This window comes from Pseudomonas lundensis, assembly GCF_002269125.1.
Taxonomy (GTDB): Bacteria; Pseudomonadota; Gammaproteobacteria; order Pseudomonadales; family Pseudomonadaceae; genus Aquipseudomonas; species Aquipseudomonas lundensis_A.
On sequence record NZ_NQKI01000004.1, the window covers coordinates 18,327 to 43,417 of the forward strand.

General features: G+C 60.8%; 27 protein-coding genes. 2 read left to right on the top strand and 25 right to left on the bottom strand.

What is annotated here, in order from left to right; translation table 11 throughout:
* Positions 1 to 74: 74 nt before the first annotated feature.
* From ccmI to ccmA, 9 genes are all read right to left on the bottom strand, one after another.
* Positions 75 to 1,277 carry a c-type cytochrome biogenesis protein CcmI gene (ccmI, locus tag CJF39_RS03975; RefSeq protein WP_094992250.1) on the bottom strand — a complete coding sequence of 401 codons (1,203 nt, stop codon included), beginning with the start codon at positions 1,275 to 1,277 and terminating at the stop codon, positions 75 to 77.
* Positions 1,270 to 1,743 carry a cytochrome c-type biogenesis protein gene (locus CJF39_RS03980; RefSeq protein WP_094992251.1) on the bottom strand — a complete coding sequence of 158 codons (474 nt, stop codon included), beginning with the start codon at positions 1,741 to 1,743 and terminating at the stop codon, positions 1,270 to 1,272. Before CJF39_RS03980 ends, ccmI begins: the two co-directional genes overlap by 8 nt.
* Complete coding sequence (locus tag CJF39_RS03985) at positions 1,740 to 2,276, bottom strand: DsbE family thiol:disulfide interchange protein (protein WP_094992252.1); 537 nt, start codon at positions 2,274 to 2,276, stop codon at positions 1,740 to 1,742. Before CJF39_RS03985 ends, CJF39_RS03980 begins: the two co-directional genes overlap by 4 nt.
* Positions 2,273 to 4,261 carry a heme lyase CcmF/NrfE family subunit gene (locus CJF39_RS03990; RefSeq protein WP_094992253.1) on the bottom strand — a complete coding sequence of 663 codons (1,989 nt, stop codon included), beginning with the start codon at positions 4,259 to 4,261 and terminating at the stop codon, positions 2,273 to 2,275. Before CJF39_RS03990 ends, CJF39_RS03985 begins: the two co-directional genes overlap by 4 nt.
* Complete coding sequence (gene ccmE / locus CJF39_RS03995) at positions 4,261 to 4,719, bottom strand: cytochrome c maturation protein CcmE (RefSeq protein ID WP_094992254.1); 459 nt, start codon at positions 4,717 to 4,719, stop codon at positions 4,261 to 4,263. The genes CJF39_RS03990 and ccmE overlap by 1 nt, the downstream gene beginning before the upstream one ends.
* Positions 4,716 to 4,892 (bottom strand): heme exporter protein CcmD, encoded by a 177-nt coding sequence (gene ccmD / locus CJF39_RS04000; RefSeq protein ID WP_094992255.1) that lies wholly within the window; start codon positions 4,890 to 4,892, stop codon positions 4,716 to 4,718. The genes ccmE and ccmD overlap by 4 nt, the downstream gene beginning before the upstream one ends.
* Positions 4,889 to 5,647 (bottom strand): heme ABC transporter permease, encoded by a 759-nt coding sequence (locus CJF39_RS04005; RefSeq protein ID WP_169963493.1) that lies wholly within the window; start codon positions 5,645 to 5,647, stop codon positions 4,889 to 4,891. Before CJF39_RS04005 ends, ccmD begins: the two co-directional genes overlap by 4 nt.
* An 85-nt stretch (positions 5,648 to 5,732) precedes the next feature.
* Positions 5,733 to 6,401: a heme exporter protein CcmB gene (ccmB, locus tag CJF39_RS04010; RefSeq protein WP_094992257.1), complete on the bottom strand. Its 669-nt coding sequence runs from the start codon at positions 6,399 to 6,401 to the stop codon at positions 5,733 to 5,735.
* Entirely contained in the window at positions 6,398 to 6,979 is a 582-nt protein-coding gene (gene ccmA / locus CJF39_RS04015; RefSeq protein ID WP_249275317.1) for a cytochrome c biogenesis heme-transporting ATPase CcmA, read from the bottom strand. The genes ccmB and ccmA overlap by 4 nt, the downstream gene beginning before the upstream one ends.
* A gap of 245 nt (positions 6,980 to 7,224) precedes the next feature.
* On the opposite strand from ccmA, the gene CJF39_RS04020 reads away from it, so the two are divergent.
* Both CJF39_RS04020 and CJF39_RS04025 read left to right on the top strand, forming a co-directional pair.
* Positions 7,225 to 8,796 carry a flagellar hook-length control protein FliK gene (locus CJF39_RS04020; protein ID WP_094992258.1) on the top strand — a complete coding sequence of 524 codons (1,572 nt, stop codon included), beginning with the start codon at positions 7,225 to 7,227 and terminating at the stop codon, positions 8,794 to 8,796.
* On the top strand, positions 8,793 to 9,110 hold the full coding sequence (locus CJF39_RS04025) for an EscU/YscU/HrcU family type III secretion system export apparatus switch protein (RefSeq protein ID WP_094992259.1): 318 nt from the start codon (positions 8,793 to 8,795) through the stop codon (positions 9,108 to 9,110). Before CJF39_RS04020 ends, CJF39_RS04025 begins: the two co-directional genes overlap by 4 nt.
* Before the next feature lie 52 nt (positions 9,111 to 9,162).
* Here the strand turns inward: CJF39_RS04025 and CJF39_RS04030 are convergent, their stop codons facing one another.
* From CJF39_RS04030 to CJF39_RS04105, 16 genes are all read right to left on the bottom strand, one after another.
* Positions 9,163 to 9,555 carry a DUF2802 domain-containing protein gene (locus tag CJF39_RS04030; protein WP_094992260.1) on the bottom strand — a complete coding sequence of 131 codons (393 nt, stop codon included), beginning with the start codon at positions 9,553 to 9,555 and terminating at the stop codon, positions 9,163 to 9,165.
* Positions 9,556 to 10,038: a chemotaxis protein CheW gene (locus CJF39_RS04035; RefSeq protein WP_094992261.1), complete on the bottom strand. Its 483-nt coding sequence runs from the start codon at positions 10,036 to 10,038 to the stop codon at positions 9,556 to 9,558.
* Positions 10,039 to 10,118: 80 nt separating this feature from the next.
* On the bottom strand, positions 10,119 to 10,964 hold the full coding sequence (locus tag CJF39_RS04040; protein WP_094992262.1) for a CheW domain-containing protein: 846 nt from the start codon (positions 10,962 to 10,964) through the stop codon (positions 10,119 to 10,121).
* Between the two features lie 84 nt (positions 10,965 to 11,048).
* Entirely contained in the window at positions 11,049 to 11,837 is a 789-nt protein-coding gene (locus tag CJF39_RS04045; RefSeq protein ID WP_094992263.1) for a ParA family protein, read from the bottom strand.
* Between the two features lie 51 nt (positions 11,838 to 11,888).
* Complete coding sequence (gene motD, locus CJF39_RS04050; protein WP_094992264.1) at positions 11,889 to 12,779, bottom strand: flagellar motor protein MotD; 891 nt, start codon at positions 12,777 to 12,779, stop codon at positions 11,889 to 11,891.
* 15 nt (positions 12,780 to 12,794) lie between these two features.
* Positions 12,795 to 13,535, bottom strand: coding sequence for a flagellar motor protein (locus CJF39_RS04055; RefSeq protein WP_094992265.1), 741 nt, complete (start codon positions 13,533 to 13,535; stop codon positions 12,795 to 12,797).
* Positions 13,535 to 14,674: a protein-glutamate methylesterase/protein-glutamine glutaminase gene (locus CJF39_RS04060; protein ID WP_094992266.1), complete on the bottom strand. Its 1,140-nt coding sequence runs from the start codon at positions 14,672 to 14,674 to the stop codon at positions 13,535 to 13,537. Before CJF39_RS04060 ends, CJF39_RS04055 begins: the two co-directional genes overlap by 1 nt.
* 49 nt (positions 14,675 to 14,723) lie before the next feature.
* Entirely contained in the window at positions 14,724 to 16,970 is a 2,247-nt protein-coding gene (locus CJF39_RS04065) for a chemotaxis protein CheA (protein WP_094992267.1), read from the bottom strand.
* Between the two features lie 11 nt (positions 16,971 to 16,981).
* Complete coding sequence (locus CJF39_RS04070; protein ID WP_094992268.1) at positions 16,982 to 17,770, bottom strand: protein phosphatase CheZ; 789 nt, start codon at positions 17,768 to 17,770, stop codon at positions 16,982 to 16,984.
* Positions 17,771 to 17,791: 21 nt separating this feature from the next.
* Positions 17,792 to 18,163 (bottom strand): chemotaxis response regulator CheY, encoded by a 372-nt coding sequence (locus CJF39_RS04075; protein ID WP_162199707.1) that lies wholly within the window; start codon positions 18,161 to 18,163, stop codon positions 17,792 to 17,794.
* A 207-nt stretch (positions 18,164 to 18,370) separates the two neighbouring features.
* Complete coding sequence (gene fliA, locus CJF39_RS04080; RefSeq protein WP_048366258.1) at positions 18,371 to 19,111, bottom strand: RNA polymerase sigma factor FliA; 741 nt, start codon at positions 19,109 to 19,111, stop codon at positions 18,371 to 18,373.
* Positions 19,108 to 19,941 (bottom strand): flagellar synthesis regulator FleN, encoded by an 834-nt coding sequence (gene fleN / locus CJF39_RS04085; protein WP_094992269.1) that lies wholly within the window; start codon positions 19,939 to 19,941, stop codon positions 19,108 to 19,110. Before fleN ends, fliA begins: the two co-directional genes overlap by 4 nt.
* A 119-nt stretch (positions 19,942 to 20,060) precedes the next feature.
* Positions 20,061 to 21,374: a flagellar biosynthesis protein FlhF gene (gene flhF, locus CJF39_RS04090; protein WP_094992270.1), complete on the bottom strand. Its 1,314-nt coding sequence runs from the start codon at positions 21,372 to 21,374 to the stop codon at positions 20,061 to 20,063.
* A 10-nt stretch (positions 21,375 to 21,384) separates the two neighbouring features.
* Positions 21,385 to 23,514 (bottom strand): flagellar biosynthesis protein FlhA, encoded by a 2,130-nt coding sequence (flhA, locus tag CJF39_RS04095; RefSeq protein WP_094992387.1) that lies wholly within the window; start codon positions 23,512 to 23,514, stop codon positions 21,385 to 21,387.
* A 221-nt stretch (positions 23,515 to 23,735) separates the two neighbouring features.
* The gene (locus CJF39_RS04100; protein WP_094992271.1) at positions 23,736 to 24,005 is read right to left on the bottom strand and encodes a short-chain dehydrogenase; all 270 of its coding nucleotides are present in this window, start codon (positions 24,003 to 24,005) and stop codon (positions 23,736 to 23,738) included.
* Between the two features lie 363 nt (positions 24,006 to 24,368).
* On the bottom strand, positions 24,369 to 24,938 hold the full coding sequence (locus CJF39_RS04105) for a hypothetical protein (protein WP_094992272.1): 570 nt from the start codon (positions 24,936 to 24,938) through the stop codon (positions 24,369 to 24,371).
* Positions 24,939 to 25,091: the final 153 nt, after the last annotated feature.

Sequence of the window (25,091 nt, forward strand, 5' to 3'; positions counted from 1 at the left end):
GTCGTTAATTGTCCCCGCCGGCGCGCAGGTGCTTCGCGATGCGCGCGCGTGCCCGCGGGGACAATGTGGACCGGCTACTGGTCCGGGCTGTCGATGATCAGCTGTTGCAGCGCAGTGGTGCTGCTGGACAGCGGTTTGCTGCGCCCGGCCCATTCGCCTGCTGTCGGTTGGCCAGCACGAGAGACGCGCGCAACCAGTTGGACTTCAGGAAAGTTCGACAGTTTCAATTGCGGCATCATCGCGTCGCTGTCACCCAGCGCCACGGTGATCGGCAAATCAGCAACCGTCACCCGCTTGACCGCCAATGGCGCGGGCGGTCCGGTCACGGCACGGGCGAAAATGAACACGCTGTCGGTGGGCAGCACACGGGCTTTCACCGCGTCGGCCAAGTCCACGCTGACGTTGATCGACACTTCGGCCTTGGCAACAGGTGCCGCTTCAACCTTCTCGCCACTGGCCTGCAACTGCTCGCGGGCTTTCTGAATGCCGCCTTCCAGGGCGGCGCGGGATGCATCGCCTTCAGGCAGTTCGTTCATCAGCCGCTGCCAGTAGCCAATGGCCTCCTGATAGCGCCTGGCTTCAAACGCCGCGATGCCCAGCAGCCCAAGGCTGGTGACTTCCTTGGGGTCCGCCTTCAGCGCTTCATCGGTCAATGCCTGGGTCTTGTCGCTCCACTGCTTGTTGTCGGCAAAGTACTGCGCCTGTGCCCACTGCCCCAGCAGTTCAGGCTGGCGACCGGCCACCGCTACGGTGCGCTCAAACACCTTGGCGGCATCGGCCGGACGGTTTTGCGCCATGTAAGCACGACCGAGGAAGTACAGGCCTTCGGCCGATTCGGGCTGCGCGACCGCAGCACGCTCCAGGCGGGCCACCATTTCGTCAAGGGACTGCGGCGGCTGGGCAAACTCACGGGTCAGCTCGACCTTGTCGCTCGCGCCATAATGCATGTACAGCGCCACGCCCAGCACCGGCACCATGAAGGCAGCCAGCAGGGGCACCAATTTACCGAGGCTGGACACCCGCGCCGGAGCAGCACCTTCCGTGTCGGCCAACAGTTCACGCGCAGCTTCCGCCCGGCCTGCCTCCAATTGCGCGTCGGTCAACACGCCGTCATCGCGTTGCGCCTGCAACTCGGCCACACGCTCCTGATACAGCGCGACGTTGAGTGCAGTGCGGTCTTCTTCACGCTGGGCGCGGCGAGCGCGCAAGACGGGGATCAAGATAAAGCTGAGGGCGATCAGTAGCAGCAAACCGGCTGCAAGCCAGAAATCAATCATCTTTGGTTTTATCCAGCAAAGTGTCGAGGCGCTGACGCTCCTCGGCAGAAAGGGTGTCCGTGCGGGTGGCGCGGCGGGTGCGACGGCGCCCTACGATCACGCCGATGACCACAAACCCGCCCAGCAGCAAGACCAGCGGCCCGAACCACAGGATCGCGGTCTTGCCGGTCAGCGCCGGTTTGTAACGCACGAAATCGCCGTAGCGGTCGACCATGAAGTCGATGATTTGCTGGTTGTCCTTGCCCTCGCCCAGCATGCGGAAAATCTCGCGCCGCAAGTCGGTGGCAATGGGTGCGTTCGAATCGGCAATGTCCTGATTCTGGCACTTGGGGCAACGCAGCTCTTTGGTCAACTCGCGAAAACGGTCGCGCTCGGCGTCGTTCTTGAACTCATAGGTGTCGATGGCCGCCTGGGCCACCCCTGTCAGGGTCAGGCCAAAGACCAGGGCCGCAAACCAGCGCTTCATGGTTTAGCCTCGTCGACCAGCGCCTGGTATTTGCCCGCCAGTTGTTCACGCCACACGGTTTCGTCGATCACGCCGACGAACTTGTGACGAATGATGCCCTGGCTGTCGATCAGGAACGTTTCCGGGGCGCCGTACACGCCCAAATTCAGACCTAGCGAACCGGCTTCGTCATTGATGTCCAGTTGATACGGGTTGTGGAATTCCTTGAGCCACTTTTGCGCATCGGCGTTGACGTCCTTGTAGTTAACCCCATGGATCACCACACCCTGGGCGGCCAGTTTGGTCAGCACCGGGTGCTCGACACGGCATGAAATGCACCACGTGGCCCAGACGTTGACCAGTGCCGGCTTGCCTTTGAGGTCGGCTTCGGTGAGGGTTTTGTCACCCTCGACCGAGGGCAGACTGAACGCCGGAAACGGCTTGCCGATCAGGGTTGACGGCAACTCGGTCGGGTCCAAGTACAACCCTTTATAGAGGAAACCCGCCATGGCCAGAAAAATGGCCAGCGGAATCAGCATCAACCAGCGTCTCATGCGGTGGCTCCTGTCATGCCCAGCGCTTCTCGCACGCGGCTTTTCACCTTGACCCGATAACGGCGATCCAACGCCGCCAGCAACCCGCCAAACCCGGTGAGCAAGCCACCCAGCCAGATCCAGCGCACAAACGGTTTGACATGAACCCGCACAGCCCACGCGCCATCACCCAAGGGTTCACCCAGCGCCACATACAGGTCGCGGGTGAAACCGGCATCGATACCGGCCTCAGTCATCATCGACGACTGCACGGTGTACAGGCGTTTTTCCGGGTGCAATACGCTGACTTCCTTGCCATTGCGCACCACGCGCACGGTGCCTTTGTCCGAAGTGAAGTTCGGGCCCTGATAATGCTGGGCACCTTCAAAAATGAAGTGATAACCGCCCAGCTCCATGGACTCGCCCGGCGCCAAACGCAGGTCGCGCTCGGCACTGTTCTGGCTCGACAACACCACGCCAATGGCACATACAGCAATGCCCAGGTGCGCAATCTGCATGCCCCAATAACTGCGGGTCAGGCTGCGCAGGCCTTTGAACAGCCCTTTGTGGCGGGTTTTGTCGCCAATGTCGCGCACCCCGGCCAACAGTACCCACGAGGCCAGCATAAAGGTGGTCATGACTGCCCAGTTGAAATCGCCATACGCCACACCGGCAATCGCTGACAACGCCGCACTGCCCAGCAGCACCGGGGTCAGCATGCCCAGCAGCCACTTGACCGGCGTGTCTTTCCAGCGCACCAGCACGCCCACCGCCATCACCACCATCAACACCGCCATCAACGGGATAAACAGCGCATCGAAATACGGCGGGCCGACCGACATCTTGGCGCCAGTCAGGGCATCGAGCACCATCGGGTACAGCGTACCCAACAGAATCATCGACGCTGCCACCACCAGAATCAGGTTGTTGCCCAGTAACAGCGTTTCACGGGACCACAGGTTGAAGCCGACCTGGCTCTTGACCACCGGCGCGCGCAATGCAAACAGCGTCAACGAGCCGCCCACCACAAACAGCAGGAAGATCAGGATGAATACCCCGCGCTCAGGGTCCGAGGCGAACGCGTGAACCGACGTCAGCACACCCGAACGCACCAGGAACGTGCCCAGCAAGCTCAAGGAGAATGCAGCAATGGCCAGCAACACGGTCCAGCTTTTGAATACGCCGCGTTTTTCAGTCACGGCCAACGAGTGAATCAGTGCCGTGCCAACCAGCCAAGGCATGAACGAGGCGTTTTCCACCGGGTCCCAGAACCACCAGCCACCCCAGCCAAGCTCGTAATAAGCCCACCACGAGCCCAAGGTGATGCCGATGCCCAGGAACGCCCACGCCACAATGGTCCACGGCCGCGACCAGCGCGCCCAGGCTGCATCCAGTCGCCCGCCCAGCAAGGCAGCAATAGCAAATGCAAAGGCCACCGAAAAGCCCACGTAGCCCATGTACAACATCGGCGGGTGCACGATCAGGCCGATGTCTTGCAACAACGGGTTGAGGTCATTGCCGTTGGCCGGCATTTGCGGCAGCAGGCGGGTGAACGGGTTGGAGGTCAGGATCAGAAACAGCAGGAAACCGACGCTGATCATGCCCATGATCGACAGCACCCGCGCCAGCATCACGTGCGGCAACTGGCGCGAGAAGATCGACACGGCGAAGGTCCAGCCACCGAGAATCATCGCCCACAACAGCAGCGAACCCTCGTGGGCGCCCCACACCGCGCTGAATTTGTAGTACCACGGCAGCGCGCTGTTGGAGTTGCTGGCCACGTACGCCACCGAGAAATCATCGGCCATGAACGACCAGGTCAGGCAGCCAAAGGCAAACAGCAAAAAGGCGAACTGGCCCCAGGCCGCTGGCTGCGCCAGACTCATCCACAACTTGTCACCACGCCACGCCCCGAGCAGCGGCACGATGGCCTGCACGATGGCAATGCACAGTGCCAGAATCATGGCCAACTGGCCCAATTCCGGAATAAACAGTCCGAACGTCATCACTTAACCTCGTTGGCCGGTGCAGGCGCGGATTGACCGCTTTCGTTCAACGCCTTGGTCACTTCAGGCGGCATGTATTTTTCATCGTGTTTGGCCAGCACTTCATCCGCCACCACCACGCCCTGGGCGTTGAGCTTGCCCAGCGCCACGATGCCCTGCCCTTCACGGAACAGATCCGGCAGGATGCCGCGGTATTGAATGGTCACTGACTTGTTGAAATCGGTCACCACGAATTCGACGTCCAGCGAATCGCCGGAGCGTTTCAGCGAGCCGTCCTGCACCATGCCACCCGCACGGATGCGCGTGTCCAGCGGTGCTTCGCCATTGGCAATCTGGGTCGGGGTATAAAACAGGTTGATGTTCTGCTGCAAGGCGCTCAAGGCCAAGGCCACGGCAGCGCCGACACCGACCAGAATCGCCAGAATGATGATCAAACGTTTTTTACGCAGCGGATTCACTTCGTGTTCTCCCGGCGCAGACGACGCGCCTCTTGTTGCAGATAACGCCGACGCGCCATGATCGGCAACGCCACGTTCAGCGCCAGTACCGCCAGGCAAATGCCATAAGAGGTCCAGACATACACACCGTGATGGCCCATGGCGATAAAGTCGCCAAAAGAAGCAAAACTCATCGCGCACCCTCCAGCGCTTTCAACACTTCAGCTTTGGCCCAATGGGTGCGGGCTTCGCGCTTGAGCACGTCCAGACGCATGCGCAGCAGCACCACGGCGCCAAAGAAACAATAAAACCCCACCACGGTCAGTAGCAGTGGCAGCCACATTTCCATGGGCATCGCCGGTTTTTCGGTGAGGGTGAACGTCGCCCCCTGGTGCAGGGTGTTCCACCACTCCACCGAGTATTTGATGATCGGGATATTGATCACGCCGACAATCGCCAGCACGGCGCAGGCCTTGGCTGCGCTGTCACGATTGGTGATGGCATTGCCCAGGGCAATCAGGCCGAAATACAGAAACAGCAGGATCAGCATTGAGGTCAGGCGCGCATCCCACACCCACCAAGAGCCCCAGGTCGGCTTGCCCCAGACCGCGCCAGTCACCAGCGCCACCGCGGTCATCCAGGCGCCCACCGGGGCGGCGGCCTGCAACGCGACATCGGCGATTTTCATCTTCCATACCAGGCCCACCACGCCGCAGACCGCCAGCATCACGTAGCAGGACTGGGCCAGCATCGCGGCGGGCACATGGATGTAGATGATGCGAAAGCTATTGCCTTGCTGGTAGTCCGGTGGCGCGAAGGCCAGCCCCCACACCACACCACTTACGATCAGCAGCACGGCGGCGATGCTCAACCACGGCAGCAGGCGTGCGCTGATGGCATAGAACCATTTGGGCGAGCCGAGTTTGTGAAACCAAGTCCAGTTCATCACGCTGTTTCCATCACGGTGCCGGTCACGGCAGGTTGAGTGCCATCCCAGCCAGGGTCTTTACTGGCCAATGAATGGCCAGACCTCATTATTCGCCGACGCTGATTTTCAGGCCGGCCGCTATCGCAAACGGTGTCAGGGTTACTGCCAGGGCCGTCAGGCTGCCCAGCCACAGCAGATAACCGGTCGCGGGCATCCCCTGGAGTGCCGCCTGCAAAGCGCCACTGCCCAGAATCAGCACCGGGATATAGAGGGGCAGGATCAACAACGCGAGCAACAGACCGCCCCGTTTGAGACCCACCGTCAGTGCAGCGCCGACGGCACCGAGCAAACTCAGGACCGGCGTGCCAAGCAACAACGACATCAGCAATACCGGCAGACACGCCACCGGCAACCCCAGCATCAAGGCCAGCACGGGTGAGAGAATCACCAGCGCCAATCCGGAAAACGCCCAGTGTGCCAGTACTTTGGCCAACACCAGTAGAGCAAGGGGGTGCGACGAAAGGACCCACTGCTCCAGCGATCCGTCTTCGAAATCGCTGCGGAAAAGCCCGTCCAGCGAGAGCAGGACCGATAAAAGGGCAGCCACCCAGAGCAGCCCCGGAGACAAGGTTTGCAACAATTGAGTCTCGGGTCCGACCGCCAACGGGAACATGGCAATCACGATGGCGAAGAACACCAGCGGGTTGGCCAGTTCAGCCGGACGACGGAATAACAGGCGCGCCTCGCGCGCCACCAGCACAGCAAACACACTCATACGGCCCAACGCCCCAAATCTATGTCGCGATACCCGGCAGGCAGGCGGCTCAAGGTGTGGTGCGTGGTGAGCACCACCATGCCGCCCTGCTCACAGTGACGGGCCAGATGCTCTTCAAGCTGGGCGACACCTTGTTTGTCGAGCGCGGTAAAGGGTTCGTCGAGGATCCACAGCGGCGGGCTGTCGAGGTGCAAGCGGGCCAGCGCGACACGCCGTTGCTGACCGGCCGATAAGGTGTGGCACGGCACGTCCTCGAAGCCTTTGAGGCCCACGGCGGCCAGCGCGGCCCAAATGGCATCGCGCGAGGCCGGGCGATGCAAGGCACACAGCCAGTTGAGGTTCTCTTCGGCCGTCAGCAGGTCTTTGATCCCGGCCGCATGCCCGATCCACAGCAGGTTGCTGGCCAGTTCAGTGCGCTGGCCGCTCAAAGGCTGGCCATTGAGGCGAATTTCACCCGCCGTCGGTTGCATCAATCCGGCCAACAGGCGCAGCAGGCTGGTTTTGCCGCTGCCGTTGGGGCCGCTGATTTGCAACATGTCACCGCTGGCCAGACGCAATTCGAGGTCTTCGAACAACATCCGCCAGTCACGCTCACAGGCGAGCGCTACGGCTTCTAGAAGAGGGCTGGTCACGTAATTGAGGCCTTCACGGTTCAAGTCGGCTCAGGCGCGGCCGTTAAAGTGATGCAGGATAAATGCATTTGCGGCCTGTTTCAGAGAGCTGGATCAAACAATTTTGAAGTTTTGCTGCCCTCTGAACGACGGGGCGGCATTATACATGCCATGTCCTACTCTAAAGAGGGCAATTTCGACAGGTTGTAACGATGAAAGGCGACATGAATATTCCTCCGCTCCCAGCCGCCGTGGCAAACGGTACACGTGCAGGCGTGGTGGGCGGTGAACTGCTGAAATTGTTGCAGCCCCTCGATGGCTTGATTGGCCCCGGCCAAAGCGCCCAGGCCGAAGTGCTATCGCTCAAGCAGGACAACCTCGCGTTTCAACTGTTGCTCAAACTCACACTGGCGGGCGGGCGCCAAACCCATGTGCAAGCCAACAGCCCGTTTCCCTTGCCGCAAGGCACGCAGTTGGCTGTCACCCAACCGACCTCCGGCAGCCTGGCCATCAGCGTGCAGCAGGCACTGAGCAGCAGTGTCGCCACCCTCACCCGCCTCGACACCGGGCAACTGCCGGTAGGCACCTTGCTGCAAGGCAAAGTGCTGACCACTCAACTCGTGCCGCAACCCACGGGGCAGCCCGCCCTTTACCGCTCACTGGTGACCCTGCTCAACACCGCGCTGAGCGGCACCACCCTGGCACTGGACAGCCCGCACCCCTTGCGCATCGGCAGCCTGCTGACGGCCCGGGTGCAAGGCGAGCAAAGTCTCACGTTCGTGCCCCTGAGCGGGCGACAGGATCAACTGGCGATTGCGCAACACCTGGTCACACAACAGCGCGCGCAGGGCTCGCTCGATGGGCTGCTGACGGCCTTGCAAAAACTGCCGCCCGGCGACACGTTACCCGCCGACGTGCGCGCGTCCATCGACAAACTGCTCGCCAGCTTGCCCACACCCGCGCAATTAAGCACTGGCAAAGGCCTGAGCGACGCCTTGCTCAACAGCGGAGGGTTTCTTGAGGCCAAGCTGCTGGGCGGCCAAGCGCAAAGCCTGGCCCCCGACCTCAAAGCCACCTTGCTGCGCCTGATTGCCCAGATCGCACCGGGCATTCCGTCCAGCAGTGCGTTCAACCCCGGCATGGCCGCCAGCGCACAGGCCCAAGCCATGCCCACCTTTGTGCGCAACGCCCTGGGCATGCTCGGTCAGGTCAGTGCCAAGCCCCAACCGGGCGGCTTCCCGCTGCCTGGCCGTACCCTGCAAAGCGCAGAAGGTGAAGACAGCCTCGAAAGCCTGTTAAAACTGGCGGCGGCCGCCATTTCCCGCCTGCAAAGCCACCAACTCTCCAGTCTGGAACAAAGCGGTCGCACCCCGGACGGCGGCGTCCTCACCACCTGGCAGCTGGAAATCCCCATGCGCAACGCCCACGACATCGTGCCACTGCAAGTGAAATTCCAGCGCGAAGACCCGCCCGAACAAGCCCCGGAAGACAAGCGTGAAACCCGCGAAATCAAAGACGCGCTGTGGCGCGTGGAACTCGCCTTCGACCTCGCCCCGCTCGGGCCGCTGCACGTGCAGGCGCAACTGTTGCGCGGCAACCTGTCGGGGCAACTCTGGGCGCAACACGCCTTCACCGCAGACCTGATCGAAAGCCAACTCGGCCTCTTGCGCCAGCGCCTGAACGACGCTGGCCTGAGCGTGACCGACCTCGACTGCCATCAGGGCACACCGCCTCAGGGCAACCACAGGCCACTGGAACAACGCTGGGTGGACGAAACCGCATGAGCACACCGAACCCGCCGCGTCAGGCGATTGCCCTCAAATATGACGGCAAACAGGCACCGACCCTCACCGCCAAGGGCGACGACGAACTGGCCGAAGCCATTCTCAAACTCGCCCGCGAGTATGAAGTCCCGATTTACGAGAATGCCGAGCTGGTGAAACTGCTGGCGCGCATGGAGCTGGGGGACAGCATCCCGCAAGAGTTGTACCGCACACTGGCTGAAATCATCGCCTTTGCCTGGCAGCTTAAAGGGAAATTTCCGACTGGCTTTGATTCGAACCCGCCCATGCAAGAGCGCGACATCACCCCCGAATGACCCACGCCTGCCCCGCAGAGCGCGGGGCAAACCTGTGCCAGATCCAGAACGCCTAGCCTTTGTGCATCTTGCTCATCAACTCAGCCTCTGCCTGGGTCAAGCCACAGGACTCGGTCAGTTCGTCGATGCTGGCACCCATGCCCACCAGACGCGCCGCCTGGGAAAACGACAGGCTGGTCGGGTCGCGCTGTTCCAGCTGGGTCAACTTCTCAGGCAACGGTGCCACCACGGCGCGCAGTTCATGCAATTCTTCGCCCATTTGCACGCTGCCGTTCTGGTAAGTGTCCAGCCGCCGCCCCAGTTCCTTGATGCGCTGATCGCGCAGCGCATCCCCTGCGGCCTGTTGTGCCGCGATCAGGCGCTGGCCGCGAACGTAGGACACGAACATCCACACCGTCAGCAACCACAACAAGCCCAGGACGAGTACCGCTCCCTCAAGCATCAATCAGATGTTCTCCAGGTCCGACCATTCTTCTTCGCTCATCATTTTGTCCAGCTCAACCAAAATCAACAGTTCGTTGTTTTTGTTGCACACGCCCTGGATAAACTTGGCGGATTCTTCGTTGCCCACGTTCGGCGCTGTTTCAATCTCAGACTGGCGCAGGTAAACCACTTCCGCCACGCTGTCGACCAGAATCCCGACCACTTGCTTGTCGGCTTCAATGATCACGATGCGCGTGTTGTCAGTAATCTCGGCGTTCAACAGTCCAAAACGCTGGCGGGTGTCAATCACCGTCACCACGTTGCCGCGCAGGTTGATGATGCCCAACACGTAGGAAGGCGCACCCGGCACGGGTGCGATTTCGGTGTAGCGCAACACTTCCTGGACCTGCATCACGTTGATGCCGTAGGTCTCGTTGTCCAGCTTGAAGGTAACCCATTGCAGGATCGGATCTTCGGACGACGCCTTTGCACTTGACTGATTCATACCCCAAACCCCTGACTAAATACCGCTTAAGCGGCGAGTGTGCTGTCTGACCGCGCCGAGACCCGGTCGTTAATGTTGTGTTATGTGTGTGGCACGGGCGCCGCTTTGCTCATGTGCTTGACCGCGCCGCTGGCGATCAGCTCGGCCAGTTCGGACACATCCAGCAGCGCGCACATGTGCTCAATCACGGTGCCCGCCAACCATGGCCGCTGGCCACGCTGGGTGCGCCATTTAATTTCATTGGGGTCCAGGCGCAACGAACGGCTGACCTGATGCACCGCCAGCCCCCATTCGTAACCCTGAACCGAAATCACATACTGCAAACCTTCGCGGAAATCGTCGCGGTAGCGGTCGGGCATCACCCAGCGCGCGGTGTCGAGCACTTTGAGGTTGCCACTCTGGCTCGGCAGAATGCCGAGAAACCATTCAGGCTGGCCGAATAATGGCGTCAACTCACGACCGGCCAGTGAATAAATCGACCCCAGGCACACCAGCGGCACGGCCAGTGTCAGCCCTGCCACATCGAACAACAGGCATTCAAAAGGCTCGGCAGCCCAGGCCGGGCGTCCGTCGCTGCGCAGCGGCGCGTTACCGCCCGGCGTGGCGGGCAGGTGCACCTCGACCAGCGGCTGGGCCACAGCGCCTTGCGTGTCGACCACCTGCGCAATCTCGGCAGGCACAACCTCAGGCGTGCGCAACGGCACCGCATCGCGCACCTGCTCTTCGAGCACGGCGGCGGCAAAATCATCGCGCTCAACCGGCTCTGCCAACGGCACCGGCACCGGCACCGGCACCGGCACCGGCACCGGCATGATCGGTTCAAGCTCGACCAGCAACAGCTCTTCAGTGGCCTCTTGCAACAAACCGTCGAGGTAAGACTGCAACGCCAATTGCGGACGCGTAGGAATCATTACAGGTTGCTTCATAACGTGACCCACATCCCGTACGCGCTTGCGTGACCTTTGAAGGTTATCGGCCGCATCACTTTGTTACTTGAATGCATGGGCACCTCAGGCCACCTGCGGTGAAAGCTGGCGGCTGAGCAAATGCTTGAGCAAGGCGCGATACGCAACCACGCCACGGCTCTTGGGGTCAAATTGCGAGGGTGCCAGGCCCGCCCGGCTGGCATCGCGCAAGCGCGTGTCCACCGGGATGTAACCTTGCCAGATGGTGTCGGGGTACAAATCGCGCAGCACCCGCAAGGTGCTCATGGATGCCTGGGTGCGTCGGTCGAACAAGGTCGGAACGATGCTGAACGGAAGCGCCTGCTTGCGCGAGCGGTTAATCATTGCCAGCGTATTGACCATGCGCTCCAGGCCCTTGACCGCCAAATGTTCGGTCTGCACCGGAATCACCAATTGCTGGCTGGCCGCCAGCGCATTCACCATCAACACCCCCAGCAACGGCGGGCTGTCGATGATCGCGTAATCGTAGTCTTGCCAAAGCTGCGCCAGCGCGCGCGCAATCACCAGCCCCAGACCGCTCTGGCCCGGCGACTGGCGCTCCAGCGTAGCCAGCGCCGTACTCGAAGGCAGTATCGAAATATGGTCATGGCTGGTCGGCAGCAACAGTTGCCCCGGCAAGCCTTCCGGCACCTGCCCCTTGTGCAGGAACAGGTCGTAATTACTGTGCTCAAGGGCATCGGGGTCGTAACCGAAGTAACTGGTCATCGAGCCGTGGGGGTCCAGGTCGACCACCACCACGCGCTTGCCCGCCTCGGCCAGCAAACCGGCCAGAGCAATGGATGTGGTGGTCTTACCGACGCCACCTTTTTGATTGGCTACTGCCCAGACTCTCATTAGCGTGTTCCTCCCGGCGGCAAAAAACCCTGGCCGAGAATTGGCATTCAGTTAAAGGGCCGGCGACGGAGAATTGACGGCATTCCCGCGAACCGGCGGCGTTGATACCGGCGGTGCAGTTTGTGTGCCAGCCCGCTTCAAGGCTGCATCCGGCGTGGCATGGGCGCTCCCGGTGCCGGTCAGGCTGCGGCGCACATCCAGGTTGCGCGAGACCACCAGCACCACCCGCCGGTTCAGTGCACGGCCTTCTGGCGTGGCGTTATTGGCCACTGGCTGAAACTCGCCATAGCCCACCGACGCCATGCGGGCCGGGTTGACCCCTTGCATGGCGAGCATGCGCACGATGCTCGCTGAACGGGCTGACGACAGTTCCCAGTTGGTGGGGTACTGCGCCGTACGGATCGGCAAGTCGTCCGTAAACCCTTCGACGTGGATCGGGTTATCGAACGGTTTGAGGATCGCCGCCACCTTGTCGATGATGCTGAACGCCACATCGCTGGGCATCGCATCGCCGCTGCCAAACAGCAAGCTGGAATTGAGCTCGATCTCGACCCACAACTCATTGCCGCGCACGGTCAACTGGTTGGACGCAATCAAGTCGCCAAACGCGTTGGTGATGTCATCGGCAATGGTTTTCAGCGGGTCGCTGGTGATCTGCCCGATGCCGGCATCCGTCTGCTCGCTGTCTTTGACCAGAGGCTTGGCGGGCTGGGTGGTCAATGGCCGCTCCTCACCAATCGGGATCGGCTTCATCGTGCGTTCGGCATCGTTGAACACCCCCACCAGTGCCTGGGAGATGATTTTGTATTTGCCTTCATTGATCGAAGAGATCGAATACATGACCACGAAAAACGCGAACAGCAAGGTGATGAAGTCCGCATAGGACACCAGCCAGCGCTCGTGATTGACGTGTTCTTCAGGCTGCCGACGGCGACGGGACATAGCGCAAACTCTCCATTAATCCATGAAGCCCTGAAGCTTCAACTCAATGGAACGCGGGTTCTCGCCTTCAGCGATCGACAGAATGCCTTCGAGCAACATTTCGCGGTAACGCGACTGGCGCATGGCAATCGACTTCAGCTTGCTGGCAATGGGCAACAGAATCAGGTTGGCACTGGCCACGCCATAGATAGTGGCAACGAAGGCCACGGCGATACCGCTGCCCAACTGCGTCGGGTCGGCCAGATTGCCCATCACGTGGATCAAGCCCATCACCGCACCGATGATGCCGATGGTCGGCGCATAGCCGCCCATGCTTTCGAACACCTTGGCGGCTTCGATATCGCGGCTCTCCTGGGTCATGAAATCGACTTCCAGAATGCTGCGGATGGCTTCGGGCTCAGCGCCATCAACCAGCAATTGCAAGCCTTTGCGCGAATAATCGTCGGGTTCGGCATCTGCCACGCCTTCCAGCCCCAACAGGCCTTCTTTACGCGCCGTGAGGCTCCAGTTGACGACGCGGTCCACGCCGCCAGCCAGATCGATGTGCGGCGGGAAGAAAATCCAGACCACGGTTTGCATGGCGCGCTTGAACGCGCTCAGCGGCGACTGCAACAACGCGGCGCCGATGGTGCCACCCAGCACAATCAGGGCCGCCGGGCCATTGGCCAGCGCGCCCAGATGGCCGCCTTCGAGGTAGTTACCACCGATGATGGCCACGAAGGCCATGATGATGCCGATCAGGCTCAGTACATCCATCAGTGACACGCCTCGACCAAGTGCTTGCCGATGTCATCCAGGCTGTACACCGCATCCGCCAGGTTGGCTTTGACGATGGCCATGGGCATGCCGTAAATCACACAACTGGCCTCGTCCTGCGCCCAGACATTGCTGCCGCCCTGCTTGAGCAAGCGCGCGCCTTCACGGCCGTCGGCCCCCATGCCGGTCAACACCACTGCCAGCACTTTGTCGCCGTAGGACTTGGCCGCTGAACCGAAGGTGATGTCCACACACGGCTTGTAATTCAGACGCTCATCGCCCGGCAGGATGCGTACCGCGCCACGGCCGTCGATCATCATCTGCTTGCCGCCCGGCGCCAGTAGCGCAAGGCCCGGACGCAACATATCGCCGTCTTCGGCTTCTTTCACACTGATACGACACAGCTTGTCCAGCCGCTCGGCAAACGCCTTGGTGAACGCTGCAGGCATGTGTTGCACCAGCACGATGGGCGCCGGGAAGTTGCCCGGTAGTTGGGTCAGGACCCGTTGCAAGGCCACAGGCCCACCCGTGGAGGTGCCAATCGCTACCAGTTTGTAGGCTTTGCGCTTGGGCGCTGGCGAAGTCGGGGTTGCCGCCGGTGCACTGCGGCTGGCAATCGGCGTGGTGCGGGTCGGTGCCGGGGACGCAGGCGTGGCCGCAGGCGCGAAACCGCTGACCGCCGGACGTGGTGCAGGCGACGGCGCTGGCGGCTGCGAAGCGCCATAGCCGGAAAACCGGCGATTGCTGCGCGAGATGGTGTGCACCTTCTCGCACAGCAATTGCTTGACCTTCTCGGGGTTGCGCGAGATGTCTTCGAAATTTTTCGGCAGGAAATCCACTGCCCCGGCGTCCAGTGCATCCAGCGTAACGCGGGCACCTTCATGGGTCAGGGAAGAGAACATCAACACCGGGGTCGGACACTTCTGCATGATGTGACGCACGGCCGTGATGCCGTCCATCATCGGCATCTCGTAGTCCATGGTGATCACGTCCGGCTTGAGCGCCAGCGCCTGATCAATCGCCTCTTTGCCATTGGTGGCGGTGCCGATCACTTGAATCGTCGGGTCAGCGGACAGAATCTCCGAGACACGGCGGCGGAAAAAACCGGAATCATCCACCACCAGGACCTTGACTACCATAAACACTCCGTTAGGCGGCGCGGGACGCAACCGCCCCGCTCCACCAGAATCAAATACGCCGTGCGGCGTAGCGTTTGAGCATGCTCGGAACATCCAGAATCAAGGCAATACGGCCATCACCGGTAATGGTGGCGCCCGACATGCCAGGCGTGCCCTGGAGCATTTTGCCCAACGGTTTGATGACCACTTCTTCCTGACCGACCAACTGATCGACCACAAAGCCGATGCGCTGGGTGCCCACCGACAGAATCACCACATGCCCTTCGCGCTGCTCTTCGTGGGCAGCCGACGCCACCAGCCAGCGCTTGAGGTAGAACAATGGCAGCGCCTTGTCGCGCACAATCACCACTTCCTGGCCGTCCACCACATTGGTGCGCGACAGGTCGAGGTGGAAAATCTCGTTCACGTTGACCAGCGGGAAGGCGAAGGCCTGATTGCCCAGCATCACCATCAGGGTCGGCATGATCGCCAGGGTCAGCGGCACCTTGATCACAATCTTCGAACCCTGGCCCAGGGTCGAATAGATGTTCAGCGAGCCGTTAAGCTGGGCGATTTTGGTTTTCACCACGTCCATGCCCACGCCACGGCCCGACACGTCGGAAATCTCGGTTTTGGTCGAGAACCCCGGCGCAAAAATCAGGTTGTAACAGTCGGACTCGCTCAGGCGATCGGCGGCGTCCTTGTCCATCAGGCCTTTCTTCACGGCAATGCCGCGCAGAATATTGGCGTCCATGCCTTTGCCGTCATCGGAGATGGACAGCAGGATGTGGTCGCCTTCCTGTTCGGCCGAAAGGATTACCTTGCCGCAGCGAGACTTGCCTGCCGCTTCGCGCTCTTCCGGGGTTTCGCAGCCGTGGTCGACCGCGTTGCGCACCAAGTGAACCAGCGGGTCGGCCAGGGCTTCTACCAGGTTCTTGTCCAGGTCGGTTTCTTCGCCCACCAGCTCAAGGGTGATTTCTTTCTTGAGCTGACGGGCCAGATCGCGAACCAGTCGCGGGAAGCGACCGAACACTTTCTTGATGGGCTGCATCCGGGTCTTCATCACCGCGGTTTGCAGGTCTGCGGTCACCACGTCGAGGTTGGAGACCGCCTTGGACATGGCTTCGTCATTGCTGTTGAGGCCCAGGCGCACCAAACGGTTACGCACCAGCACCAACTCACCGACCATGTTCATGATGTCGTCCAGGCGCGCCGTGTCGACCCGCACTGTAGTTTCCGCTTCCGAGGCGGCCGGTTTGTCCGGGTGGGCCGCTGCCGCGCGGGCCGGGGCGACCGGGCGTGCTGCCGGTTCAGGCTTGCTGGCCACAGCGGCCGCTGCCGCAGGCGCCGCAGCGGGTTTGGCCGCGACAGGCTGGGCGGGGACTTCGGTGAACTTGCCCTTGCCGTGCAACTCGTCGAGCAACGATTCAAATTCGTGATCGGTGATGTGGTCCGGGTTGGCCGGTGCGGCAGCCGCCGGTGCCTCAGGCGCCACGGAGGCCGAGGCATCCAGCGCATCGGCACTGAACGAGCCTTTACCGTGCAACTGATCGAGCAACGCTTCGAATTCGTCGTCGGTGATTTCGTTACTGGCAGTCGCGGCCGGTTCTGCGGGTTGAGCCGCAGGCGTGGCAGCCACGGCGTCTGGTGCAAACTGACCTTTGCCGTGCAACTGGTCCAGCAACGACTCAAACTCGGCGTCAGAAATTTCGTCGCTGGCAGGGGCAGATGAAGCCGACTGTCCAGGCGCGGTAACGGGCGCCGCAGCAACCGCAGACCCGCCAGCCGCTGCTTCAGCTTTGACCGCATTCAGCGAGTCCAGCAACAGCTCGAATTCGTTATCGGTGATGTCACCGCTGTCTTCGGCCACCGGTTGCGGCGCAGGCGCCACGGCGGCTGGCTCAACCACCGGGGCAGCTTGTGCCGCCGCAGGCTCGGCCAAACGCGCCAGGGCAGCCAGCAACTCCGGCGTCGCGGCCGTGATCGGTGCGCGTTCGCGCACTTCACTGAACATGCCGTTGACCGCGTCCAGCGCTTCCAGGATCACGTCCATCAGCTCCGAATCGACGTGCCGTTCACCCTTGCGCAGGATGTCGAACACGTTCTCGGCGATGTGGCAGCACTCCACCAGCTCGTTGAGCTGGAGGAAGCCGGCGCCCCCTTTTACAGTGTGAAAACCGCGAAAAATTGCATTGAGCAGGTCGGCATCATCCGGTCGGCTTTCCAGCTCGACCAGTTGTTCGGACAACTGCTCTAGAATTTCGCCGGCTTCAACCAGGAAATCCTGAAGGATTTCTTCATCGGCGCCGAAGCTCATGTACGTGCTCCTTAGAATCCAAGACTTGAAAGCAAATCGTCTACATCGTCCTGACCGGACACGACGTCATCACGCTTATCGGCATGAATCTGCGGACCTTCACCCTGCGCCAGGTTTTTTTGCGGATTATTTTCAGCCCGCAGTGCTTCGCGGTCATGCTCGATCCCTGCGAAACGGTCAACCTGACTGGCCATCAGCACCAGTTTGAGCAGATTGCTTTCAACTTCGGTTACCAGCTGCGTGACCCGTTTGATCACTTGACCGGTGAGGTCCTGGTAATCCTGAGCCAACAAAATATCGTTCAGGTTGGCGGAGACCACGTGGCTTTCTTCTTCGCTACGCGTCAGAAAACCGTCAACCCGGCGCGCCAGATCCCGAAATTCCTCGGCACTGAGCTCGCGACGCATGAAGCGCCCCCACTCCGCACTCAAGGTTTTGGCTTCGGCGCCCAGGCTGTTGACCACGGGCGTGCTGTTCTCCACCAGGTCCATGGTGCGGTTGGCCGCCGCTTCCGTTAAACGCACAACATACGACAAACGTTCCGTGGCATCCGTGATCTGCGACACTTCTTCGGCTTGCGGCATGTGCGGGTCAATGTGGAAGTTGACGATTGCACTGTGCAGCTCGCGCGTCAGCTTGCCGACTTCGCGGTACAGGCCCCGGTCGCGGGTCTGGTTCAATTCGTGAATCAGCTGCACAGCGTCGCCAAACTGGCCTTTTTCAAGGCTGTCGACCAACTCGCGAGCATGTTTTTTCAAGGTCGATTCAAAATCGCCCTGGCTAGCCTCTTTATGCTCCATAACGCCCCCGTGGCGAGTCGATCAACCGATGCGTTCGAAGATCTTTTCGATCTTCTCTTTGAGTGCCAAGGCAGTGAACGGCTTGACGACATAGCCGTTAACACCGGCTTGCGCCGCTTCGATGATTTGCTCGCGCTTGGCTTCGGCAGTCACCATCAGCACGGGCATGTGCTTGAGTTTTTCATCCGCGCGCACGTGGCGCAGCAGATCAATGCCGGTCATGCCCGGCATGTTCCAGTCCGTTACCAGAAAGTCGATATGACCTTGATTGAGGATCGGTATCGCCGTGGTGCCATCATCGGCCTCGACGGTATTGGTGAACCCCAGGTCACGCAGCAGGTTTTTAATGATCCGCCGCATCGTCGAAAAATCATCAACGATGAGGATTTTCATATTCTTGTCCAATTCGACCTCCAAGCAGTCTTAAAACGCGCCCAGCACCTGGGCGCGCCATTCAATCAATTCAGTAAACCTTAACCCTGTAGCCGCCACCGCCGACCGCGACGCGGATGCAGCGACCGTCTGTGACAGAAGGTCTTGCGGCCTTATCGCAGCCTGCGGCAGCGGCTACAGGGGGTAAATCGTGTGGACGGCGGCGTATCAGCGCGCTCGCCATTCCGCCAGGCGCCCGCGCAAACGCGCGGCACACTGGCTGTGCAACTGGCTGACACGCGACTCGCTCACGCCCAGCACCTCACCGATTTCCTTGAGGTTGAGTTCTTCGTCGTAGTACAGCGCCAGCACCAGCCGCTCGCGCTCCGGCAAGTTGGCGATCGCTTCGGCCAACGCAGCCTGGAAACGCTCGTCTTCCAGGTCCCGCGACGGCTCAAGGTGCGCACTGGCGCCGTCCTCGTGCAGCCCTTCATGCTCGCCGTCCTGCAACAGGTCGTCGAAGCTGAACAGGCGGCTGCCCAAGGTGTCATTCAAAATGGCGTAATAATCATCAAGGCTTAAATTGAGTTCGGCCGCAACTTCGTGATCTTTAGCGTCACAGCCGGTTTTTGCTTCAATTGCCCGAATTGCGTCGCTGACCATGCGTGTGTTGCGGTGGACCGAGCGGGGAGCCCAGTCACCCTTTCGCACTTCATCAAGCATCGCGCCACGGATGCGAATACCCGCGTAGGTTTCGAAACTTGCACCTTTGCTGGCGTCGTATTTGGTCGAGACTTCGAGCAGGCCGATCATGCCGGCCTGAATCAAATCTTCAACTTGCACACTGGCCGGCAGACGCGCCAGCAGGTGGTAGGCAATGCGCTTGACCAAAGGGGCGTAGCGTTCGATCAGCTCGTACTGACTGTCGCGCGATGACTTGCTGTACATGCGATAGCCGCTTGCTGTCATGGAGACGTACCTACATTGGTTTGCTGCACCAGGCGCTCAACAAAGAACTCCAGGTGCCCACGGGGATTGGCAGGCAATGGCCAAGTGTCAACTTTCTGCGCAATGGCCTTGAACGCCAGCGAGCATTTAGAGCGCGGGAACGCTTCGTACACAGCGCGCTGCTTTTGCACAGCCTTGCGCACACTTTCGTCGTACGGCACGGCGCCCACGTATTGCAGGGCTACGTCCAGAAAGCGGTCGGTGACTTTGGTCAGCTTGGCGAACAGGTTGCGCCCTTCCTGCGGGCTCTGCGCCATGTTGGCCAGCACGCGGAAGCGGTTCATGCCGTAGTCCCGGTTGAGCAGTTTGATCAACGCATAGGCGTCAGTGATCGAGGTCGGTTCGTCGCAGACCACCAACAGCACTTCCTGCGCAGCGCGCACAAAGCTGACCACTGAATCGCCAATCCCGGCGGCCGTGTCGATCACCAGCACGTCCAGGTTGTCACCGATCTCGCTGAAGGCCTGAATCAGCCCCGCATGCTGGGCCGGACTCAGGTGAACCATACTTTGAGTGCCCGACGCCGCCGGCACGATACGAATCCCGCCAGGGCCAGGCAGCAGCACATCGCGTAGCTCGCAACGGCCCTCGACCACATCGGCCAGGGTGTATTTGGGGGTCAGCCCCAGCAGTACGTCGACGTTTGCCAACCCCAGGTCAGCATCCAGCAACATCACTCGTCTGCCCAGCTCGGCAAGAGCCAGCGACAAGTTGACTGAAACGTTAGTTTTACCGACGCCACCCTTGCCGCCGGTCACTGCGATCACCTGTACGGGATGCATGCTGCCCATGATCTTTCTTTACCTTGTCTTACTTAGACGCGGCTACACAGGTTGGCTGCGGGTTCCTCAACGGGAACAGGATGTGCAGACCATCAATGTAGGTACATTCCAACGTAATCATCACTGCCTCAGCCGACCCGTTTGGAAGGGCTGTGGTAGATATCAGCGAACATGTCGGCCATGGCCTCTTCGCTGGGTTCTTCCTGCATTTGCACACTCACCGCACGGCTCACCAACTGGTGACGACGCGGCAAATGGAGATCGTCCGGGATACGCGGACCGTCCGTGAGATAGGCCACTGGCAGCTCGTGGCTGATGGCCAGACTCAATACTTCACCAAGGCTCGCCGTTTCATCCAGTTTGGTCAGGATGCAACCGGCCAGCCCGCAACGTTTATAACTGTGGTACGCCGCCGCCAGCACTTGTTTCTGACTGGTGGTGGCCAATACCAGATAGTTTTTGGATTTAATGCCGCGCCCCGCCAGGCTTTCGAGCTGCAAGCGCAGCGCCGGGTCACTGGCTTGCAGGCCCGCGGTGTCCACCAGCACCACGCGCTTGCGCACCAGCGGCTCCAGGGTTTGCCCCAACGATTGGCCGGGCGCCAAGTGCGTGACCGGCACATTGAGGATCCGGCCCAGGGTTTTAAGTTGCTCCTGCGCGCCGATCCGGTAGCTGTCCATGCTCACCAACGCGATGTTTTGCGCGCCGTACTTGAGTACATAACGCGCCGCCAGCTTGGCCAGCGTGGTGGTCTTGCCCATGCCGGCCGGGCCGACCATGGCGATCACACCACCGTCTTCGAGCGGCTCGACTTCAGGGGTCGCGATCATGCGGGCCAAATGCGCCAACAGCATGCGCCAGGCCTGACGCGGCTCTTCAATTTCGGTCACTTGCTCCAGCAAGTCACGGGCCAGCGGGCCGGACAAGCCAATGCGTTGCAAACGGCGCCACAAATTGGCTTGCGCCGGTTTGCTGCCTTGCAACTGATTCCAGGCCAACGAGCCCAACTGCACTTCCAGCAACTCGCGCAACCCATTGAGCTCAAAGCGCATGGTGTCGAAGGCGCGTTGATCCATGCTCGGCGCGGCCGGGGCTGCGGGACGCGGCGGCTCTTCGAAGGTCGGCTCAATCAGCGGCTCAGCAGCGGTCAGGGGCAGACCGGCAAACAACTGCCGACTGACATCCGACTCGCCCTCGGCACGCATGCTCAACTCGGCCTGGGCCGACACGATGCGCGACTGGGTCTTGCGCAGCTCTTCTTCAAGTTCGACATTCGGCACACGGGGCGCCAGCGCAGACAATTTGTAGTCCAGCGCAGCGGTCAACTCGACACCGCCGGCAATGCGGCGGTTACCAATAATGGCGGCATCAGCCCCCAGCTCATCACGAACCAGTTTCATGGCCTGACGCATATCGGCGGCGAAAAAACGCTTCACTTGCATAAACCAAACCTCAGCCGTTCGGGCCTACTGTCGCAACGATGGTGACTTGCTTGTTGTCAGGGATTTCCTGGTACGCCAGCACATGCAGGTTCGGCACGGCCAAACGGCCAAACCGCGACAGCATCGCGCGGACCGGGCCGGCCACCAGCAGGATCACCGGATTGCCTTGCATCTCTTGGCGTTGTGCGGCGTCGATCAACGAACGCTGCAGTTTTTCAGCCATGCTCGGCTCCAGCAGAACGCCCTCTTCCTGACCTTGCCCTGCCTTCTGCAGACTATTGAGCAATATTTGTTCCAACCTTGGCTCCAGCGTGATAACTGGCAGCTCAGACTCAACGCCTACAATGCTTTGGACGATGGCGCGGGACAAACCAACGCGCACGGCCGCGACCAAAGCGGCGGTATCTTGACTCTTGTGCGCATTGTTCGCGACGGCTTCGGCAATGCTACGAATGTCGCGCACCGGCACCTGTTCGGCCAACAGCGCCTGCAACACTTTGAGCAGCTGCGACAGGCTCAGCACACCCGGCACCAACTCTTCAGCCAGTTTAGGCGAGGCTTTGGCCAGCAACTGCATCAACTGCTGCACTTCTTCATGGCCAATCAGCTCATGAGAGTGCTTGTAGAGGATCTGGTTCAAATGCGTGGCCACCACGGTGCTAGCGTCCACCACGGTGTAGCCCAGCGATTGCGCCTGACTGCGCTGGCTGACTTCGATCCACACCGCTTCGAGCCCAAAGGCCGGGTCTTTGGCAGTAATGCCGTTCAACGTGCCGAACACCTGACCGGGGTTGATCGCGAGCTCGCGGTCGGGGTAGATCTCAGCCTCGGCCAGAATCACCCCCATCAGGGTCAAGCGGTAGGCGCTGGGCGCCAGGTCGAGGTTGTCGCGGATGTGCACGGTCGGCATCAGAAAGCCCAGATCCTGGGACAGCTTCTTGCGCACGCCCTTGATCCGCGCCAGCAATTGGCCACCCTGGTTGCGGTCCACCAGCGGGATCAAGCGGTAGCCCACTTCCAGACCGATCATGTCGATGGGGGTTACGTCATCCCAGCCCAGCTCTTTGGTGTCTTGCGCACGGGCAGGCGACGGCAGCAGTTCCTGTTGGCGCTGAACTTCTTGCAGCGCCTGAGCCTTGACCACGTTTTGCTTCTTCCACATCAAATACGCCACGCCACCGGAGACGGCGGCCAGGCTCAAGAACGCGAAGTGCGGCATGCCGGGCACGGCGCCCATCACGGCCATCAACCCGGCGGACACCGCCAGCGCCTTGGGCGAGGCGAACATCTGGCGGCTGATCTGCTTGCCCATCTCTTCGGAGCCCGACGCACGGGTCACCATGATCGCGGCGGCCGTGGACAGCAACAGCGAAGGCAGTTGCGCCACCAAACCGTCACCGATGGTCAACAGCGCATAGACCTTACCGGCCTCGCCAAACGACATGCCGTGCTGGAACATGCCGACGGCCATGCCACCGATCAAGTTGATGAACAGAATCAACAGACCGGCGATGGCGTCGCCGCGTACGAATTTGCTGGCACCGTCCATCGAGCCGTAAAACTCAGCCTCTTGCGCGACTTCCTGACGGCGGGCCTTGGCCTGGTTCTGATCGATCAAACCGGCGTTGAGGTCGGCGTCAATGGCCATTTGCTTACCGGGCATGGCATCGAGGGTAAAACGTGCGCTGACCTCCGAGATACGCCCGGCGCCCTTGGTGACCACCACGAAGTTGATGATCATCAAAATCGCGAACACCACGATACCGACCACGTAATTGCCGCCGATCACCACTTCACCGAAGGCCTGAATCACCTTACCGGCGGCGCCGTGCCCCTCTTGACCGTGGAGCATCACCACCCGGGTCGACGCCACGTTGAGCGCCAGGCGCATCAGTGTCGCCACCAGCAGAATGGTCGGGAATACCGCGAAATCCAGCGGACGCAAGGCGTACACACAGACCAGCAGCACCACAATCGACAGGGCAATGTTGAAGGTAAAGAACACATCCAGCAGGAATGCCGGAATAGGCAACATCATCATGGCCAGCATCACCAGCAACAACAACGGCACGCCCAATTGCCCCTGACCCAAACCGGTCAGACCGTTGCGTGCGGTGTTGATTAACTGAGAGCGATCCAATGACATTGCGGGAAACCTTTAGCAAACTTTTGACGCCATGTGCGCCGTGGAGCCTGCCTTTGCAAGAACCCTTCCAACTTTGGCAAATGGCCACATCAGAATGAAAAAGCCCTGAATTCCAGCGCCCGCGCTTGCTCCCTGATCCACTGACGACCGGTGCAGGCACCGGGCGTGCGCGGGTGAAATAGCCGCTCACCCGCGCATGGGCCTGGGGTGGGCCGTTACGCCGGCCTGAGCCGCCACCCCAGCACATCCAGCAGGTCACACCCATCGCGCAGCAATAGCATGGCCGTGGTGGCCAGGTGCTTGAGATCCACCGCGTCTGCGTTTTCCACATCGCGAGCGGCGAAGGTTTCCATCAACTGCGTGACGGCCAATACGCGTGCAGCGGCGTTGGCATGAAGCACGTCCAGCGGAGCATTGCGGTCAATCAGTAAGGCGGGGATGGTGCAATCGATGGCAGTCAGCGGGATATAGGGAGCGTTCGGCATGAGGAAAGTCCAATGGTTAGATGCATAAGCCACCTTTCGTCGCCAAACAAAGGGGTGGCAGCTGTGCGCGGGTTGGCGAACCGGTTAACCATAGAAACCCGGCAGACTCGAAAGTCTCCCACGCACAACCGCCATAAAGTCCTACAGGGCACGGATTGTACGCGCAAAGACTCATGACGCTTCTGCATCTACGGTTAAGTTCCGAGTCGCCAAACCCGGTCGCCATGTGGGCGAGCGCGGACTATAAGCGCCTGCGCAGAGGCGCGGCAAGCAGCAAACCTGTCTGAAGGGGCTGATAATGCTGCGGGCCGACGCGACCGCATGCACACGCCAGACACCCGACCCCGCACACTCACGCAGGGTTCAATTCCAGCGCCACTCCCCCAAATCAATAACCAGGCACGCACTGCTGCTGGCCCCGAACACCACATCAATCTTGCGGTTGGGCTGATAGCGCTCCGACCCGCGCCCGCCAATCAGAATATCCCCGCAGCGCCCGTCCCGCGTGTGCGGCCGATCCTTCCACACCGGCACACTGTCGAGCTTCAACGGGCGCACCAGGTTGCACAGGATAAAACTGCGTGCACAGATCCCATTGATCCCTTCCGAACTCAATGACTTGCGCAAAAATCGCAAAATCGTTTCGCGCTCTTTCTCGCACCGCTCCAGCACGGCGGCGTAATACGCCTCGTGGCCACAACCCTGCGGCACGGTCGGCAGCGAAATCACCGCCAGCAGGTTGGCGCCCTCGGTGCTGAACCCCACCACATGTTGATCGAGCGCCTGATCCAGCCAAAAAATCGCAAACGTGCCCTCCAGCGCGGGGAACGCCGGAAACAACCCCTCCAGCTCGGCCATGGCCAAACCGTGGGCATCACTCAACGCATAGGTTTTGACAGACGCATCAGGAATCAGGGTTAACTCAATAGGCATCGCGCATCTCCATTGCCGGTCAACAAACGCCAGGGCGCGCTCTATCCCTAGTTAAGCAGGTTTGGGCAAACCGACTACTGGCAACATTGACAGGGTGACCACCTGATAGAACTGCCAGTACCCGTGACGCCTGCTCGCGCTCATCATCAAGCA